Origin of the sequence: Klebsiella sp. 1SOBk10mer (assembly GCF_046602535.1) — a bacterium.
Lineage (GTDB): Bacteria > Pseudomonadota > Gammaproteobacteria > Enterobacterales > Enterobacteriaceae > Klebsiella > Klebsiella quasipneumoniae.
The window spans coordinates 364,376-379,861 of the sequence record NZ_JBKIUP010000001.1 but is presented as its reverse complement, the minus strand read 5'-3'; the positions used below and the strand labels follow the sequence as shown (position 1 = coordinate 379,861).

The 15,486-nt window shown below is 61.1% G+C and carries 13 protein-coding genes; 4 read left to right on the top strand and 9 right to left on the bottom strand.

Translation table 11 applies throughout. The features are described 5' to 3' along the window. Positions 1-76: 76 nt before the first annotated feature. Complete coding sequence (gene metG, locus ACLH1I_RS01730) at positions 77-2,110, top strand: methionine--tRNA ligase (RefSeq protein WP_004201594.1); 2,034 nt, start codon at positions 77-79, stop codon at positions 2,108-2,110. A 109-nt stretch (positions 2,111-2,219) separates the two neighbouring features. Here metG and ACLH1I_RS01725 read toward each other — a convergent pair whose 3' ends face one another. From ACLH1I_RS01725 to ACLH1I_RS01715, 3 genes are read right to left on the bottom strand one after another with little or no spacing between them, the layout of a single operon-like run. Next, on the bottom strand, positions 2,220-2,690 hold the full coding sequence (locus ACLH1I_RS01725) for a DUF1456 family protein (RefSeq protein ID WP_049092378.1): 471 nt from the start codon (positions 2,688-2,690) through the stop codon (positions 2,220-2,222). A 47-nt stretch (positions 2,691-2,737) separates the two neighbouring features. Further along, positions 2,738-3,457 carry a two-component system response regulator BtsR gene (gene btsR / locus ACLH1I_RS01720; protein ID WP_004144215.1) on the bottom strand — a complete coding sequence of 240 codons (720 nt, stop codon included), beginning with the start codon at positions 3,455-3,457 and terminating at the stop codon, positions 2,738-2,740. Further along, entirely contained in the window at positions 3,451-5,139 is a 1,689-nt protein-coding gene (locus ACLH1I_RS01715) for a sensor histidine kinase (protein WP_004201596.1), read from the bottom strand. The genes btsR and ACLH1I_RS01715 overlap by 7 nt, the downstream gene beginning before the upstream one ends. A 229-nt stretch (positions 5,140-5,368) precedes the next feature. On the opposite strand from ACLH1I_RS01715, the gene ACLH1I_RS01710 reads away from it, so the two are divergent. Beyond that, a complete protein-coding gene (locus ACLH1I_RS01710) occupies positions 5,369-5,482 on the top strand; it encodes a protein YohO (protein ID WP_002912762.1) in 114 nt (37 codons plus the stop codon). Here ACLH1I_RS01710 and ACLH1I_RS01705 read toward each other — a convergent pair. The 5 genes from ACLH1I_RS01705 to bglX form a co-directional block, all read right to left on the bottom strand. Continuing rightward, positions 5,457-6,194: an ABC transporter permease gene (locus ACLH1I_RS01705; RefSeq protein ID WP_004201597.1), complete on the bottom strand. Its 738-nt coding sequence runs from the start codon at positions 6,192-6,194 to the stop codon at positions 5,457-5,459. The two genes, ACLH1I_RS01710 and ACLH1I_RS01705, sit on opposite strands and share 26 nt — an antisense overlap. Beyond that, positions 6,178-7,125: an ABC transporter ATP-binding protein gene (locus tag ACLH1I_RS01700; protein WP_048295203.1), complete on the bottom strand. Its 948-nt coding sequence runs from the start codon at positions 7,123-7,125 to the stop codon at positions 6,178-6,180. The genes ACLH1I_RS01705 and ACLH1I_RS01700 overlap by 17 nt, the downstream gene beginning before the upstream one ends. Further along, positions 7,118-8,272 (bottom strand): ABC transporter permease, encoded by a 1,155-nt coding sequence (locus ACLH1I_RS01695; RefSeq protein ID WP_198079950.1) that lies wholly within the window; start codon positions 8,270-8,272, stop codon positions 7,118-7,120. Before ACLH1I_RS01695 ends, ACLH1I_RS01700 begins: the two co-directional genes overlap by 8 nt. A 7-nt stretch (positions 8,273-8,279) precedes the next feature. Further along, positions 8,280-9,197, bottom strand: coding sequence for an ABC transporter substrate-binding protein (locus ACLH1I_RS01690; protein ID WP_004201600.1), 918 nt, complete (start codon positions 9,195-9,197; stop codon positions 8,280-8,282). Positions 9,198-9,333: 136 nt separating this feature from the next. Further along, entirely contained in the window at positions 9,334-11,631 is a 2,298-nt protein-coding gene (gene bglX, locus ACLH1I_RS01685) for a beta-glucosidase BglX (protein WP_004201601.1), read from the bottom strand. A gap of 194 nt (positions 11,632-11,825) precedes the next feature. On the opposite strand from bglX, the gene dld reads away from it, so the two are divergent. Together dld and ACLH1I_RS01675 are read left to right on the top strand one after the other, a co-directional pair. After that, positions 11,826-13,571 (top strand): D-lactate dehydrogenase, encoded by a 1,746-nt coding sequence (gene dld, locus ACLH1I_RS01680; RefSeq protein WP_065803059.1) that lies wholly within the window; start codon positions 11,826-11,828, stop codon positions 13,569-13,571. Between the two features lie 85 nt (positions 13,572-13,656). Then, positions 13,657-14,211 (top strand): GNAT family N-acetyltransferase, encoded by a 555-nt coding sequence (locus ACLH1I_RS01675; protein WP_002912829.1) that lies wholly within the window; start codon positions 13,657-13,659, stop codon positions 14,209-14,211. Positions 14,212-14,429: 218 nt separating this feature from the next. Here the strand turns inward: ACLH1I_RS01675 and pbpG are convergent, their stop codons facing one another. Then, positions 14,430-15,380 (bottom strand): D-alanyl-D-alanine endopeptidase, encoded by a 951-nt coding sequence (pbpG, locus tag ACLH1I_RS01670; protein WP_074194143.1) that lies wholly within the window; start codon positions 15,378-15,380, stop codon positions 14,430-14,432. Between the last annotated feature and the right edge of the window lie 106 nt (positions 15,381-15,486).

The following is a 15,486-nucleotide window of genomic DNA, read 5'->3' as shown; positions in this document are numbered from 1 at the left end:
AGCCATTTATGGCGCACCCACAGCCCTTTTGGTAATATCGGAAGCCCTTTTTACAACAGAAGATGTAATGCTCACTATGACTCAAGTCGCGAAGAAAATTCTGGTAACGTGCGCCCTGCCGTACGCCAACGGCTCCATCCACCTCGGCCACATGCTGGAGCACATCCAGGCTGATGTCTGGGTCCGTTACCAGCGAATGCGCGGCCATGAAGTCAACTTCATCTGCGCCGACGACGCCCACGGCACGCCGATTATGCTCAAGGCGCAACAGCTCGGTATCACTCCGGAGCAGATGATTGGTGAGATGAGCCAGGAGCATCAGACCGATTTTGCCGGCTTCGACATTAGCTACGATAACTATCACTCGACGCATAGCGATGAGAACCGCGAGCTGTCGGAGCTGATCTACACTCGTCTGAAAGAGAACGGTTTTATCAAAAACCGTACCATCTCTCAGCTCTACGATCCGGAAAAAGGCATGTTCCTGCCGGACCGTTTTGTGAAAGGCACCTGTCCGAAGTGTAAATCTCCAGACCAGTACGGCGATAACTGCGAAGTGTGCGGCGCGACTTACAGCCCTACCGAGCTTATCGACCCGAAATCGGTGGTCTCCGGCGCCACGCCGGTGATGCGTGACTCCGAACACTTCTTCTTCGACCTGCCGTCATTCAGCGAAATGCTGCAGGCGTGGACCCGCAGCGGCGCGCTGCAGGAGCAGGTGGCGAACAAAATGCAGGAGTGGTTTGAGTCCGGCCTGCAGCAGTGGGACATCTCCCGCGATGCGCCGTACTTCGGCTTCGAAATTCCGAACGCGCCGGGCAAATACTTCTACGTCTGGCTGGACGCGCCGATCGGCTACATGGGCTCCTTCAAGAACCTGTGCGACAAGCGCGGCGACACCACCAGCTTCGACGAATACTGGAAGAAAGACTCCACGGCCGAGCTGTATCACTTTATCGGCAAGGACATCGTCTACTTCCACAGCCTGTTCTGGCCGGCGATGCTGGAAGGCAGCCAGTTCCGTAAGCCGACCAACCTGTTCGTGCACGGCTACGTGACGGTCAACGGCGCGAAGATGTCCAAGTCGCGCGGCACCTTTATCAAGGCCAGCACCTGGCTGAAACACTTTGATGCCGACAGCCTGCGCTACTACTACACCGCCAAGCTCTCTTCGCGCATCGATGATATCGACCTTAACCTGGAAGACTTTATCCAGCGCGTGAATGCCGACATCGTCAACAAGGTGGTTAACCTCGCCTCGCGCAACGCCGGCTTTATCAGCAAGCGTTTTGACGGCGTGCTGGCCGCTGAGCTGGCCGACCCGGCGCTGTACAAAACCTTCACCGACGCGGCGGAAAGCATCGGCGAAGCGTGGGACAGCCGCGAGTTCGGCAAGGCCATCCGCGAAATCATGGCGCTCGCCGACGTGGCCAACCGCTATGTCGATGAGCAGGCGCCGTGGGTGGTGGCGAAACAGGAAGGCCGCGACGCCGACCTGCAGGCCATCTGCACCATGGGTCTGAACATGTTCCGCGTGCTGATGACCTGGCTGAAACCGGTCCTGCCGCAGCTGGCCGCGCGTGCGGAAGCGTTCCTTAACAGCGAGCTGAGCTGGGACGCCATTCAGCAGCCGCTGCTGGCGCATAAGGTCAATCCGTTTAAGGCGCTGTACAACCGCATCGAGATGAAACAGGTGGAAGCCCTGGTTGAAGCGTCAAAAGAAGAGGTGAAAGCCGCAGCTGCGCCAGTGACCGGCCCGCTGGCGGACGATCCGATTCAGGACACCATCACCTTTGACGATTTCGCCAAAGTCGATCTGCGCGTGGCGCTGATTGAGAACGCGGAATTTGTTGAAGGCTCCGACAAGCTGCTGCGCCTGACGCTGGATCTGGGCGGCGAGAAGCGTAACGTCTTCTCCGGCATCCGCTCCGCTTATCCGGATCCGCAGCCGCTGATTGGCCGCCTGACGGTGATGGTCGCCAACCTGGCGCCGCGCAAAATGCGCTTCGGTATCTCGGAAGGGATGGTGATGGCCGCCGGCCCTGGCGGGAAGGATATCTTCCTGTTAAGCCCTGACGACGGCGCCAGGCCGGGTCAGCAGGTGAAATAATAAAAAAGCCGGATTAACCATCCGGCTTTTTTTTGCCCGGCGGCGCTGCGCTTGCACGGGCCTACGGGTTATGTAGACCGGGTAAGGCGAAACCGCCACCCGGCAAAAATCACGGTTTCGGGTGATGCACCCGCTGGGTCAGCCCGCGCAGGAAATTGCGCAGAAACTGGTCGCCGCACTCGCGGTAGTTTTTGTGGTCAGGCGATCGCATCATGGCGGTCACTTCCGGCACCGACACGCGGTATTTCTGCTCGCTCATGATCGCCACAATATCGTCCGTTTTCAGCGCGAAGGCGATCCGCAGCTTTTTCAGCACCGTGTTGTTATTCACCCGACGCTCCAGCGCTAACTCCGGCGCCGAATCGTCTTTGCCGCGCTTGTCATAGATAAGGCCGTTGAGGAAACCCGACAGGATAATGTCCGGACAGCGGACAAAGCCCTCTTCATCCTCTTTCGTGGTCCAGGTGTCGAAGCTGGCGGAGGTGGATTCCATCGCGGATAGCGCAAGAATGCGCACCATATCGTTATTATTGACTTTCAGGGTGTAGCGCAGGCTACGAAGAATATCATTACTGAGCATGAGTGCCTTTTACTGTCGATGATGCAATGGGGCGCAGTGTAGCAGCTTTACAGGCCAATCGCCTCTTTCAGGCTTTTTAAATAGCGTCGGCTCACCGGCACCGTTTGCCCGGCGCGCATTAGCAGCTCCGCCTGACCATTCTCCTCCAGGCGAATCTCCTTCAGGTGCGCCATATTCACCAGATACTGGCGATGGCAGCGCAGCAGCGGCGTGCGGCTCTCAAGGGTGCGCAGGGTCAGCTCGGTAAACCCTTCCTTGCCCTCGCGGTCGGTCACGTAGATGCCGCTCATCCGGCTGCTGACGAAGGCTACATCCTCCATCTGCAGCAGCCAGATACGGCTGTGACCGGTACAGGGTATGTATTTCAGCGTCTGCTGAGCATCATCCAGCAGCGACACATCCTGCAGATTACGCTCCTGGCGCAGGCGGGCGAGGGTTTTCTCCAGCCGCGCAGCTTCAATCGGCTTGAGCAGATAGTCAAAAGCATGCTCCTCAAAGGCTTTCACCGCGTATTCATCAAAGGCGGTGAGAAACACAATATAGGGGCGGTGCTCCGGGTCGAGCATCCCGACCATCTCCAGACCGCTGATGCGCGGCATCTGGATGTCGAGAAACAACACGTCGGGACGCAGTTTATGTACCGCGCCAATCGCCTCCACCGCGTTGCCGCACTCGCCGACGATCTCGATATCGCGCTGTGTCTCCAGCAATATACGCAGGTTTTCCCGCGCCAGCGGCTCATCATCGACGATCAATACTCTCAGCATGCATTCTCCTCCAGGGGCAGACGTAGGGTGACACGGGTAAAGCGCTCCGGCTCGCAGGTGACGCTGATGCCGCAGTCGGCGCCAAAACGCGCCCTCAGCCGCCTGTCCACCAGATTCATCCCCAGCCCGCTGGCCTGAGGGTTGGCCTGGTACAGCCCGGCGTTATCTTCGATATCCAGCTGCAGCCAGCGATCGTCCTGGCTGGCGCGAATGGTAATTTCGCCGACGCCTAGATGCTGCGATGTGCCATGCTTAATGGCGTTCTCCACGATCGGCTGCAGGGTAAAGGCCGGCAGCTGGTGATGCGCCAGCCCTTCCGGCACCGCCATCTGGATCTGCAGGTTAGCCTGAAAGCGGGCCTTCTCAATCTGCAGATAGGCGTTAACATGCTCTATCTCATCGGCGAGGGTGACGATTTCCGTCGGCCGCTTCAGGTTCTTGCGAAAGAAGGTCGACAGATACTGCACTAGCTGGCCGGCCTGCTCGCTGTCGCGACGGATCACCGCCTTCAGGGTGTTGAGCGCGTTAAACAGGAAGTGCGGGTTAACCTGGGCATGCAGGAGCTTGATTTCGGATTGCGTCAGCAGCGCCTTCTGCCGCTCGTACTGCCCGGCGAGGATCTGCGCCGACAGCAGCTGAGCAATACCCTCTCCGAGGGTGCGGTTGATCGAACTGAACAGACGGTTTTTCGCCTCATACAGTTTGATGGTGCCGATCACCCGCTGGTTCTCACCGCGTAAGGGGATCACCAGCGTCGATCCCAGCTTACAGTGCGGATGAATCGAGCAACGGTAGGGCACCTCGTTGCCGTCGGCATACACCACCTCCCCGGTCTCAATCGCCCGTTGCGTATACGACGAGGAGATAGGTTTGCCCGGCAGATGGTGGTCGTCGCCGATGCCGGTAAACGCCAGCAGCTTGTCGCGATCGGTGATCGCCACCGCGCCGATATCCAGCTCCTGGATAAGCACCTGGGCCACCTTCATGCTGTTCTCTTCGTTGAACCCCTGACGCAGGATCCCCTCGGTGGACGCCGCCACCTTCAGCGCCGTGGCGGAAAAAGCGGAGGTGTACTTCTCGAACATCGCCCGCTTGTCCAGCAGAATGCGCATAAACAGCGCCGCACCGACGGTATTGGTCACCATCATCGGCGCGGCAATGCTCTGCACCAGATGCAGGGCGTCCTGGAACGGGCGGGCAATCAGCAGAATGATCATCATCTGCACCAGCTCGGCCACGAAGGTGATCGCCCCGGCGGTGAGCGGGCTAAAGACTTTGTCCGGCCGGCCGCGTTTGACCAGCACGCTGTGCACCAGACCGCCCAGTAGCCCCTCGACGATGGTGGAGACCATACAGCTTAAGGCGGTCATCCCCCCCAGCGAGTAGCGGTGCAGGCCGCCGGTCAGCCCCACCAGCCCGCCGACCACCGGGCCGCCGAGCAGGCCGCCCATCACGGCGCCGATGGCGCGGGTATTGGCGATAGAGTCTTCGATATGCAGACCAAAATAGGTCCCCATAATGCAGAAAATGGAGAAGGTGACGTAGCACAGCAGCTTGTGCGGCAGGCGAACGGTGACTTGCATCAGGGGGATAAACAGTCGGGTTTTGCTCATCAACCACGCGATGACCAAAAATACGCACATCTGCTGAAGCAGCAGCAACACCAGATCAAACTCGTACATACCCGCAAACCACACATTTCAGAAAGCGCGTACCATACCCTGACTGGCGAAAACTTTCTTTGAAGCCCTGCATAAAAATGAAAAATGACGGGCAGGATCACACTTTTTTGCGGCGCGTTGCTCAGCCAAAGCGGCAAAAAGCCCGGCGCGGCGCGCTAAACCGCAATTAATGTTTCATTAACACCTGCGCTTCACCGTATAATCCCCCTGTTAACATCAGGAGCCTATTATGAAGCCAGCGAAAATCGCGGTCGTCACTCTCTTCTTACTTATGGCCATCGGCGGGATCAGCGGCGTAATGCTGGCCGGCTATTCCTTTATTGTGCGTGGCGGTGTCGGCTGATCCAGCGGGTCAGACGCTCAAACGCGCGGTCGACAATGATCGCCGCCAGCGCCACCAGTAGCGCCCCCTGCACAATATAGGCGGTATTAAACCCGCTCAGGCCGATGATGATCGGCGTCCCAAGCGTATTGGCCCCCACCGTCGAGGCTATCGTCGCGGTACCAATATTGACGATGACCGAGGTGCGGATCCCCGCCAGGATCACCGGGGCCGCCAGCGGCAGCTCCACCTTATACAGACGCTGCCAGCCGGTCATTCCCATCCCTTCTGCCACATCTGACACGCCCGACGGTATCGATCCCAGCCCGGCCAGCGTCCCCTGCAGCACCGGCAGTATGCCATACAGCGCGAGGGCGATCAGCGCCGGCAGCCAGCCAAAGCCCAGCACCGGTACCGCCATCGCCAGCACCGCCACCGGCGGAAAGGTCTGCCCGATAGCGGCGATGGTCTCCACCAGCGGACGAAACGCGCTGCCCGCGGGCCGGGTAACCGCCACCCCTGCCCCCAGCCCGACGGCGGTTGCCGCGAGGCTGGATACCACTACCAGCCAGCCGTGATCGAGAGTGAGCGCCCAGAAGCTCTCCTGCTGGTAAACCGGCCGCGGCAGCTCCGGAAACAGCCGGCTGAACAGCGGCGCGCTGTAGGGTAGCCCCATCAGCAGGCCGATGAACAGCGCGATAAGCCACCACAACGGCTCACGAAGCGCCTTCATGACTCGCCTCCTGGCGCAGCAGATCGGCAAAATGCAGCGTGCCGCAGGGCTGCCCCTCGGCATCCACCACCGGCAGCGCCTCGCAGCGCCGGGCGACAAACTGCGATAGCGCTTCCCGCAGGGTCATGGTGACGGTCAGCCCCTCGCCCGCCAGCCGCTCGTCGGGGCGCAGATAGTCCCGCACCTCACGCAGCGACAGCAGGCGCACGCCCAGCTCGCTGCGGCCAAAAAAGGTCTGCACAAAGCTATTCTCTGGCCGCAGGAGCATCGCCAGCGGCGCCCCCTGCTGGACCACCTCGCCACCGTCCATCAGCACCAGGTGGTCCGCCAGACGTAGCGCTTCGTCAATATCATGGGTCACCAGGACAATCGTCCGCCCCAGCAGGCGGTGAATGCGCAGCATCTCCTGCTGCAGCGCCTCGCGGGTCACCGGGTCGAGGGCGCCGAAGGGTTCATCCATCAGCAGCACCTCCGGGTCTGCCGCCAGCGCCCGCGCCACCCCGACCCGCTGCTGTTGGCCGCCGGAAAGCTGATGGGGGTAGCGGTCGCGCAGCGTCGCCTCCAGCCCCAGCAGCGCCATCAGCTCGTCGACCCGGTCGGCGATCCTCGCCCGCGGCCATTTTTGCAGCTGCGGCACGGTGGCGATATTCTGCGCCACCGTCCAGTGGGGAAACAGGCCGATAGACTGGATGGCATAGCCCATCCGTCGCCGCAGGGTCAGGAGCGGCTGCTGGCGGATGTCTTCGCCGGCAAAGCGAATCATGCCCCGGTCCGGCTCCAGCAGGCGGTTGATCATTTTCAGCGTCGTCGACTTGCCCGAGCCGGAGGTCCCCACCAGCACCGAAAAGGCGCCTTCGCGCAGCTCCAGGGTCAGGTCCTTCACCGCCGGGTGGCCGGCAAACGCTTTGCTGACCCCTTGAAATTCAATCATTGGCCTCTCCTTTTAGCCAGGCGCCCCACAGCGCGAACAGAGCATCCACCACCACCGCCAGGGCAATGGTCGGCACCACGCCCAGCAGCACCAGATCCAGCGCGCTGCTCAGCAGCCCCTGAAATACCAGCGCGCCAAAGCCGCCGGCGCCGATCAGCGCCGCCACCACCGCCATGCCGACGGTTTGCACGCTGACCACCCGCAGGCTGCGCAGCAGCACCGGCATCGCCAGCGGGAGCTGCACCTGACGAAAGCGCTGCCCGGCGCTCATGCCCATCGCCGTCGCGCTCTCCAGCGCATCCTGCGGCACCTGCTGCAGGCCGGTCACCACCCCGCGCACCAGCGGCAACAGCGCATACAACGTCAGGGCAATCAGGGCCGGCGCCACGCCGGTCCCGGAGACGCCCAGCTCGCCCAGCGCCGGAAAATAGCGCGCCACACCGGCAAGCGGGGCAATCAGCAGGCCGAACAGCGCCACCGACGGGATAGTCTGGATCACATTGAGCACGGTGAAGGCCGGCGCCTGCCATCGCGGACGCCGCCAGAGCCATACCCCCAGCGGCAGGCCGATCAGCAGGCCCGGCAGCAGGGTGCCAAACAGCAGAAGCAGATGCTGGCGCAGAGCGTCGTCAAACACCTCCTGGCGGTTGGCATACTCTTTCAGCAGCGAGAGCTGATCGAGCGCCCCGGCGGCGAGCAGGATGATGGGCAGAAGCCAGACTTGCGCATTGAGCAGCCAGCGCCACAGCGGCCGGGCGGTAAGATGACGAATGGCCTCGCTGGCCAGCAGCAGGCAGAGCGCCAGCGACAGCCACAGGCCGCTGCCGGGCGAGGTGCACGCCAGCGGCGAGCCGTGCCGGGAGAGCTCAAGCGCCGCCTGGCCGCTGCCCCAGATAAGCAGCGGGAAGAGCAGTTCGGCCAGCAGCAGATGGAGAAGCGGCGCGACCCTGCCCGGCAGCCAGCAGAGCAGGATCCCGGCGAGGGCTGCCGCCAGCTGAACGCCGGCGAGCCAGGGCATCACCTGCCACAGCCCGCGCCCTTCCCCGGAGAGTAAGCGATTCGGCGCGTAAGTGATAAACGGCAGCGCCAGCGTAACCAGCAGCAGGCCTGTCAGCAGGCCGACGCGGTGAGTACAGCGAATGGTCACCGGAGGCTTACTTCAGCAGGCCTTTCTGCTGCAGATAATCTGCCGCCACGCGCTTCGCATCCTGGCCTTCCACTGCGATGCGGGCGTTGAGCTGCTGCAGGGTCTTTTCATCGAGGCTGGCGAAGACCGGCTTCAGCCAGTCGGCGATCTGCGGGTAGGCTTTCAGCACCGTCTCGCGCACCACCGGCGTTGGGGCGTAAATCGGCTGCACGCCCTGCGGGTCGCTCAGCGTCTGTAATCCCAGGGCCGCCACCGGGCCGTCGGTGCCGTAGGCCATCGCCGCGTTGACGCCGGAGGTCTGCTGCGCCGCCGCTTTGATGGTCACCGCCGTATCGCCCCCGGCCAGCGACAGCAGCTGGTTCTGGTTGAGTTTAAAGTCATACGCTTTTTCAAACGCCGGCAGCGCGTCCGGGCGTTCAATAAACTCCGCCGAGGCCGCCAGCTTAAATTCGCCGCCCTGCTGCAGATAGCGGCTGAGGTCGGCCAGCGAAGTCAGGTGATTTTTCTCCGCCAGCTCCTGACGCACGGCGATGGTCCAGGTGTTGTTAGCCGGCGCCGGGGTAAGCCATACCAGCTGATGTTTCTCCTGATCCAGGCGCTTCACCTTCTCATAGCCCTGCTGAGCATTCTTCCATGCCGGGTCGTTTTCATCTTTAAAGAAAAAAGCGCCATTGCCGGTATATTCCGGGTAGATATCCAGCTCGCCGGCGACAATCGCCCCGCGCACCACCGGCGTGGTGCCGAGCTGGATTTTGTTAATCGTTTTGACGCCGTGGCTTTCCAGCACCTGCTGGATCATATTACCCAGCAGCGCCCCTTCGGTATCAATTTTCGAGCCGACCTTCACCGGCTCCGCCGCCTGCAGCGGCACACTTATCAGGGCGGCCAGCGCCAGCGCGCCGGACCATTTCGTCGCCATCTTCATCCCGCATCCCTCAGTTCTTTTGCGCTTCGCTTACAGAAGCTTAAGAGAAAAGCGTAGTCCATTTGCCAGCGATACGAAAAAGAAAAGGCCGATTAATCGGCCTTTTAAGTGTGACGTTGGGCTTAAGGGCTATGCCTTACAACAGCTCAAACTCGCTCTGCTTCACGCGGGCGGAGTCCACGCCAATAAAGACATTGAATTTGCCCGGCTCAGCGACGTATTTCATCTGCTGGTTCCAGAACTTCAGCGCGTCGACGTCGATCGGGAAGCTGACGGTTTGCGTTTCGCCCGGCTTGAGGTTGACCTTTTTAAAGCCGCGCAGCATTTTCACCGGCCGGCTCATGGAGGCAGTGACGTCCTGCAGATACAGCTGAATGACCGTCGCCCCTTCGCGTTTGCCGGTATTGGTCACCTGCACGCTGGCGGTCACGCTGCCGTCGCGCGGCAGGGTGGCCGACGACATGGTGACATCGGAGACGCTAAAGGTGGTATAGCTCAGGCCGTAGCCAAACGGGTACAGCGGGCCGTTGGCTTCATCGAAGTAGCGCGAGGTGTACTTGTTCGGCTTCTCCGGATTATACGGACGACCGGTATTCAGGTGGCTGTAGTAGGTTGGGATCTGCCCCACCGAGCGCGGGAAGGACATCGGCAGCTTGCCCGACGGGTTATAGTCGCCAAACAGCACGTCGGCGATGGCATGCCCACCTTCGGTGCCGGCAAACCAGGTCTCCAGCAGCGCATCGGCTTGCTGATCCTCTTTCACCAGCGCCAGCGGACGGCCGTTCATCAGCACCAGCACCAGCGGTTTGCCGGTGGCCTTGAGGGCGGCAATCAGGTTGCGCTGGCTCTGCGGCAGGGTGATGTCGGTCCGGCTGGAGGCCTCATGGGCCATGCCCTGCGCCTCGCCCACTACGGCAACCACCACGTCGGATTGCTTCGCCGCCGCGACGGCTTCGTCGATCATTTCCTGCGGCGAGCGCGGGTCAACCTGCACCGCGTTCTCATACAGGTTAAGGAAATCGACAATGCCTTTGTCGTCGGTAACGTTCGCCCCTTTGGCGTAAATCACTTTGCCGTTATCGCCCAGCGCTTCTTTGATGCCGGTCAGGACGGTCACCGACTGGTCGGCCACGCCCGCTGCCGACCAGCTGCCCATCATGTCGCGTTTGCTGTCCGCCAGCGCGCCCACCACCGCGATCGTGCCGGATTTTTTCAGCGGCAGCGTATCAAGCCGGTTTTTCAGCAGCACCAGGCTCTCGCGGGCGACTTCCCGCGCCTCTTTACGATGCAGACGGCTTTCTGCGTTGGTGTCCTGCGGGTCAGAATCTTTTGGCCCCAGGTGGCTGTACGGATCGTTGAACAGCCCCATATCATATTTGACGTTAAGCACGTGACGGGTGGCGTCATCCAGCTCGGCCATGGTCACCTTGCCGGACTTCACCAGCCCCGGCAGGTACTTGCTGTAATACTCGTCGCTCATGCTCATGTTGATGCCGGACTTGAGCGCCACGCGCACCGCGTCTTCCGGGTCGGAGGCCACGCCGTGCTTGATCAGCTCTTTAATGGCGCCGTGGTCGGAGACCGTGATGCCTTTAAAGCCCCACTGGTCGCGCAGGACATCTTTCAGCAGCCAGGAATCGGCGGTCGCCGGGGTGCCGTTCAGCGAGTTCAGGGCCACCATCACCGCGCCGCTGCCGGCATCCAGCCCGGCTTTATACGGCGGCATATAGTCGTTGAACAGGCGCTGCGGGCTCATGTCGACCGTGTTGTACTCTTTCCCGCCCTCCACCGCGCCGTAGGCGGCGAAGTGCTTGACGCTGGTCATCACCGAATAGCGGTCCGCCGGGCTTTTGCCCTGCATCGACTCCACCATCGCCTGACCCATCATCGTGGTCAGATAGGTGTCTTCCCCGAACCCTTCGGAAGCGCGTCCCCAGCGCGGGTCGCGGGAGACGTCGACCATCGGCGCCCAGGTCATGTTCAGCCCGTCATCGGCGGCTTCATAAGCTGACACCCGGCCCACGGTCTTCACCGCGTCGAGGTTAAACGACGAGGCCAGGCCGAGGCTTATCGGGAAGACGGTGCGCTGGCCGTGCAGCACATCGTAGGCAAAGAACAGCGGGATTTTCAGGCGGCTGAGCTGCATCACCTGATCCTGCATCACGCGGATATCCGGGCGGGTAACGGTATTAAAAATCGCCCCCACCTGACCGTTTTTGATCATTTCACGGATCGCCTCTTTGGGGTTATCCGGGCCGACGCTTATCAGACGCAGCTGGCCGATTTTCTCGTCTACGGTCATTTTTTTCAGCAGGTCGGTGACAAAAGCATCCCGCGCCTGCGGGGTCAGGGGGTGGTTACCAAACAGTTCATCCGCCAGCGCGGGTTGCAGCGCCAGACTCACGGCGACGCCTACAGTGCAGAGCCATTTCATTGTTATCTCGCTTTTTCTCAGACGGGGACTCGGTAAAACATAATAAAAACCGCAGTTTGCCATATATATAAACAACGCGCCCGCAGAATGCTAAGGTTCTTCTCTGATTTTTGCGAAACATTCATGCATCAAATTGTCATACAAAGCGCTATGCTTATCCTCGATATTTCGCGCACCACCACAAGGAGTGGAACATGTCATCTGCACCCACTAACACCAATAAAACGTTTCTGGCTGACCTCGCGCGCCTGGTTGGCCCTTCGCATCTGCTGACCGACCCGGCAAAAACCCAGCGCTACCGCAAAGGCTTCCGCTCCGGTCAGGGCGAGGCGCTGGCGGTTGTCTTTCCCGGCACCCTTTTGGAACTCTGGCGCGTGCTCAACGCCTGCGTCGACGCCGATAAAATCATTCTGATGCAGGCGGCCAACACCGGCCTGACCGAAGGCTCCACCCCCAACGGCAATGATTACGATCGCGAGATCGTGATTATCAGCACTCTGCGCCTGGATAAACTGCATCTGCTGGACAAAGGCGAGCAGGTGCTGGCCTGGCCCGGCACCACGCTCTACTCACTGGAAAAAGCGCTGAAACCGCTGGGGCGCGAGCCGCACTCCGTGATCGGCTCATCGTGCATCGGCGCGTCGGTGATCGGCGGGATCTGCAACAACTCCGGCGGTTCCCTGGTGCAGCGCGGGCCGGCCTACACCGAGATGTCGCTGTTCGCACAGATTGACGCCGACGGCAAGCTGAAGCTGGTCAACCATCTGGGCATCGATCTCGGCAGTACGCCGGAGCAGATCCTCAGCCGACTCGACGACGAGCGGATCAGCGATAGCGATGTGCTGCACGATGGCCGCCACGCCCACGATCACGACTATGTTACCCGCGTGCGCGATGTCGATGCCGACACCCCGGCGCGCTACAACGCCGACCCGGACCGCCTGTTCGAATCCTCCGGCTGCGCCGGCAAGCTGGCGGTTTTCGCCGTGCGTCTCGATACCTTCCCGGCGGAAAAGCGCCAGCAGGTGTTTTACATTGGCACCAACCAGCCGCAGGTATTGACCGAGATCCGCCGCCATATCCTCGCCGAGTTCCAGCATCTGCCGGTGGCCGGGGAATATATGCACCGCGATATTTACGATATCGCCGAGAAGTATGGCAAAGACACCTTCCTGATGATCGACAAGCTCGGCACCGACAAAATGCCGTTCTTCTTCACCATGAAGGGGCGAACCGACGCGATGCTGGAGAAAGTGTCGCTGTTTAAACCGCACTTTACCGACCGCTTTATGCAGAAGCTCGGCCACGTCTTCCCGGCGCATTTACCGGAGCGGATGAAAACCTGGCGCGACAAATATGAACACCATCTGCTGCTGAAGATGGCCGGCGACGGCATCGAAGAAGCACAGCGCTGGCTGACGGAATACTTCCAGCAGGCCGAGGGAGATTTCTTCGCCTGTACGCCGGAGGAAGGCAGCAAGGCATTCCTCCACCGCTTTGCCGCCGCCGGCGCGGCGATCCGCTATCAGGCGGTGCATGCCGACGAAGTCGAAGATATTCTGGCGCTGGATATCGCCCTGCGCCGCAACGATACCGAGTGGTTCGAAAATCTGCCGCCGGAGATCGACAGCCAGCTGGTGCACAAGCTCTACTATGGCCACTTTATGTGTCATGTGTTCCATCAGGATTACATCGTCAAGAAAGGGGTCGATGCCCATGCGCTGAAGGAGCAGATGCTGGAGTTGCTTAAAGCGCGCGGCGCCCAGTACCCGGCGGAGCATAACGTGGGTCATCTGTATGAAGCGTCGGAGAGCCTGCAGCAGTTCTATCGCCAGAACGATCCGACCAACAGCATGAACCCGGGGATTGGTAAAACCAGCAAGCAAAAATACTGGGGTGAAGCGGCCCCGGCGCCGGTCTCCCCGGCGGATCCGCAATAATCGGCGGCAGGGCTATTCAGCCTGGCGCTTCTGTATTACGCTGCACGCCGGAGAATGTCTCTCCGGCAGATTCAGGAGCGCCGCCATGCCCGCAGAGGCCCCGTTACTCGACAGTGATTTAGAAATTCGTGAAGCGCTGCCCGACGATGCGCACGCCATCGCCGCGCTGTATGTCTGGCACGTGCTTAATGGCCGCGCCTCCTTCGAAGAGATCCCCCCCACCGTTGACGAAATGCGTAAACGGATCCAGACCGTGCGCGATAACGGGCTGCCCTGGCTGGTCGCGCTGTGGCGCGGGGCTATCGTCGGCTACTGCTACGCCACTTTCTATCGCCCGCGCCCGGCCTATCGCTATACCCTCGAGGAATCGATCTACGTGGAGTCCGGAATGGGCGGGCGCGGCATCGGCAGCGCGCTGCTGTCGCGGCTGATCGCCGAATGCGAGAAAGGCCCGTGGCGGCAGATGCTGGCGATCATCGGCGATGGCCATAACAATGCCGGCTCGCTGGCGATCCATAAAAAGTTCGGTTTTACCGTGGCGGGTCAGCTGCGCAGCGTCGGCTATAAGATGGGCGACTGGCGGGATACGTTGATTATGCAGCGCGCGCTGGGTGACGGCGACTGGACGCTCCCGGAGTAATATTCGGCGTCAAATCCCCGGCTCGCGGCGTAAACGCCTCAGCCGGGCTACCGTTCAGCGCGGTTCCCCAGGCCGGATAAGGCGTCAGCCACCATCCGCCACTCGGCCTGATTGCCCGGCGGCGCTGCGCTTGCCGGGCCTACGAAGGGGGCGAACCGGGTGCCAAATCACGTAGCCCGGATAAGGCGCAATGCGCCGTCATCCGGGGGATGTGCAGATTAATCGTTCTGCGCGGTCTGGGCGCCGCCTTTCAGCATCGCCTCCGCCATCTGCGCTTCGCGCTGCTTCTTATAGCTCAGCGCCGAAGCCGGCACCGGCATCACCTTCCCGGTCTCGATCCACGTGCGCAAACGGCTGGCGTCGGCAAAGTGGGTATATTTGCCGAAGGCATCCATCACCACCAGCGCCACCGGGCGTTGGTTGATCACCGTGCGCATAATCAGGCAGTGGCCGGCGGCGTTGGTGAAGCCGGTTTTGGTCAGCTGGATGTTCCAGTTGTCGCGATACACCAGATGGTTAGTGTTGCGGAACGGCAGGCTGTAGGCCGGATGGGCAAAGGTGGCGGTCTCTTCTTTGGTGGTGCTCAGCTGGCCGATCAGCGGGTACTGCTCGCTGGCGATCAGCAGTTTGGTCAGATCGCGGGCGGTGGAGACGTTATGCACCGACAGTCCGGTGGGCTCCACGTAGCGGGTATGGGTCATCCCCAGCGCCTGCGCTTTGGCGTTCATTGCGCGAATAAAGGCGTCGTAGCCGCCCGGATAGTGATGCGCCAGGCTGGCGGCCGCACGGTTCTCGGAAGACATCAGCGCCAGCAGCAGCATATCGCGGCGGCTGATTTGGCTGTTGAGACGCACGCGCGAGTAAATCCCCTTCATTTCCGGGGTATGGCTGATATCCACCGTCAGCATCTCATCCAGCGGCAGATGGGCATCGAGCACCACCATGGCGGTCATCACCTTGGTGATCGACGCCATCGGGCGCACCAGATCCGGCTGGCTGGCGTAGATGATTTTTTTAGTGGCCAGATCGACGATCATGGCGCTGCCGGAAGCGATGTCCGGCTGCGAGGCGGTCACCGCCATCGGGGTTTTTGCTAACGCCTGGGGCGCAAAAGGCACAGCCAGCAGCAAGGTCAGGCTGAGCAAAGAGACTCGAAATTTCGGCATCATGGGCATTCTGAAAAGTATTTTTGCACGTTATGCAACGTACGCCGCGAGGTTAAGTGGGCAACTTCGCTGGCAAACGCCATCATACCGCGCTGTAAGGCCCTGTGCC

Excerpts from the sequence above, each read along its gene's own strand:
- metG (WP_004201594.1), top strand. The coding sequence starts at position 77 with ATGACTCAAGTCGCGAAGAAAATTCTGGTAACGTGCGCCCTGCCGTAC.
- ACLH1I_RS01725 (WP_049092378.1), bottom strand. The coding sequence starts at position 2,690 with ATGCTCAGTAATGATATTCTTCGTAGCCTGCGCTACACCCTGAAAGTC.
- btsR (WP_004144215.1), bottom strand. The coding sequence starts at position 3,457 with ATGCTGAGAGTATTGATCGTCGATGATGAGCCGCTGGCGCGGGAAAAC.
- ACLH1I_RS01715 (WP_004201596.1), bottom strand. The coding sequence starts at position 5,139 with ATGTACGAGTTTGATCTGGTGTTGCTGCTGCTTCAGCAGATGTGCGTA.
- ACLH1I_RS01710 (WP_002912762.1), top strand. The coding sequence starts at position 5,369 with ATGAAGCCAGCGAAAATCGCGGTCGTCACTCTCTTCTTACTTATGGCC.
- ACLH1I_RS01705 (WP_004201597.1), bottom strand. The coding sequence starts at position 6,194 with ATGAAGGCGCTTCGTGAGCCGTTGTGGTGGCTTATCGCGCTGTTCATC.
- ACLH1I_RS01700 (WP_048295203.1), bottom strand. The coding sequence starts at position 7,125 with ATGATTGAATTTCAAGGGGTCAGCAAAGCGTTTGCCGGCCACCCGGCG.
- ACLH1I_RS01690 (WP_004201600.1), bottom strand. The coding sequence starts at position 9,197 with ATGAAGATGGCGACGAAATGGTCCGGCGCGCTGGCGCTGGCCGCCCTG.
- bglX (WP_004201601.1), bottom strand. The coding sequence starts at position 11,631 with ATGAAATGGCTCTGCACTGTAGGCGTCGCCGTGAGTCTGGCGCTGCAA.
- dld (WP_065803059.1), top strand. The coding sequence starts at position 11,826 with ATGTCATCTGCACCCACTAACACCAATAAAACGTTTCTGGCTGACCTC.
- ACLH1I_RS01675 (WP_002912829.1), top strand. The coding sequence starts at position 13,657 with ATGCCCGCAGAGGCCCCGTTACTCGACAGTGATTTAGAAATTCGTGAA.
- pbpG (WP_074194143.1), bottom strand. The coding sequence starts at position 15,380 with ATGATGCCGAAATTTCGAGTCTCTTTGCTCAGCCTGACCTTGCTGCTG.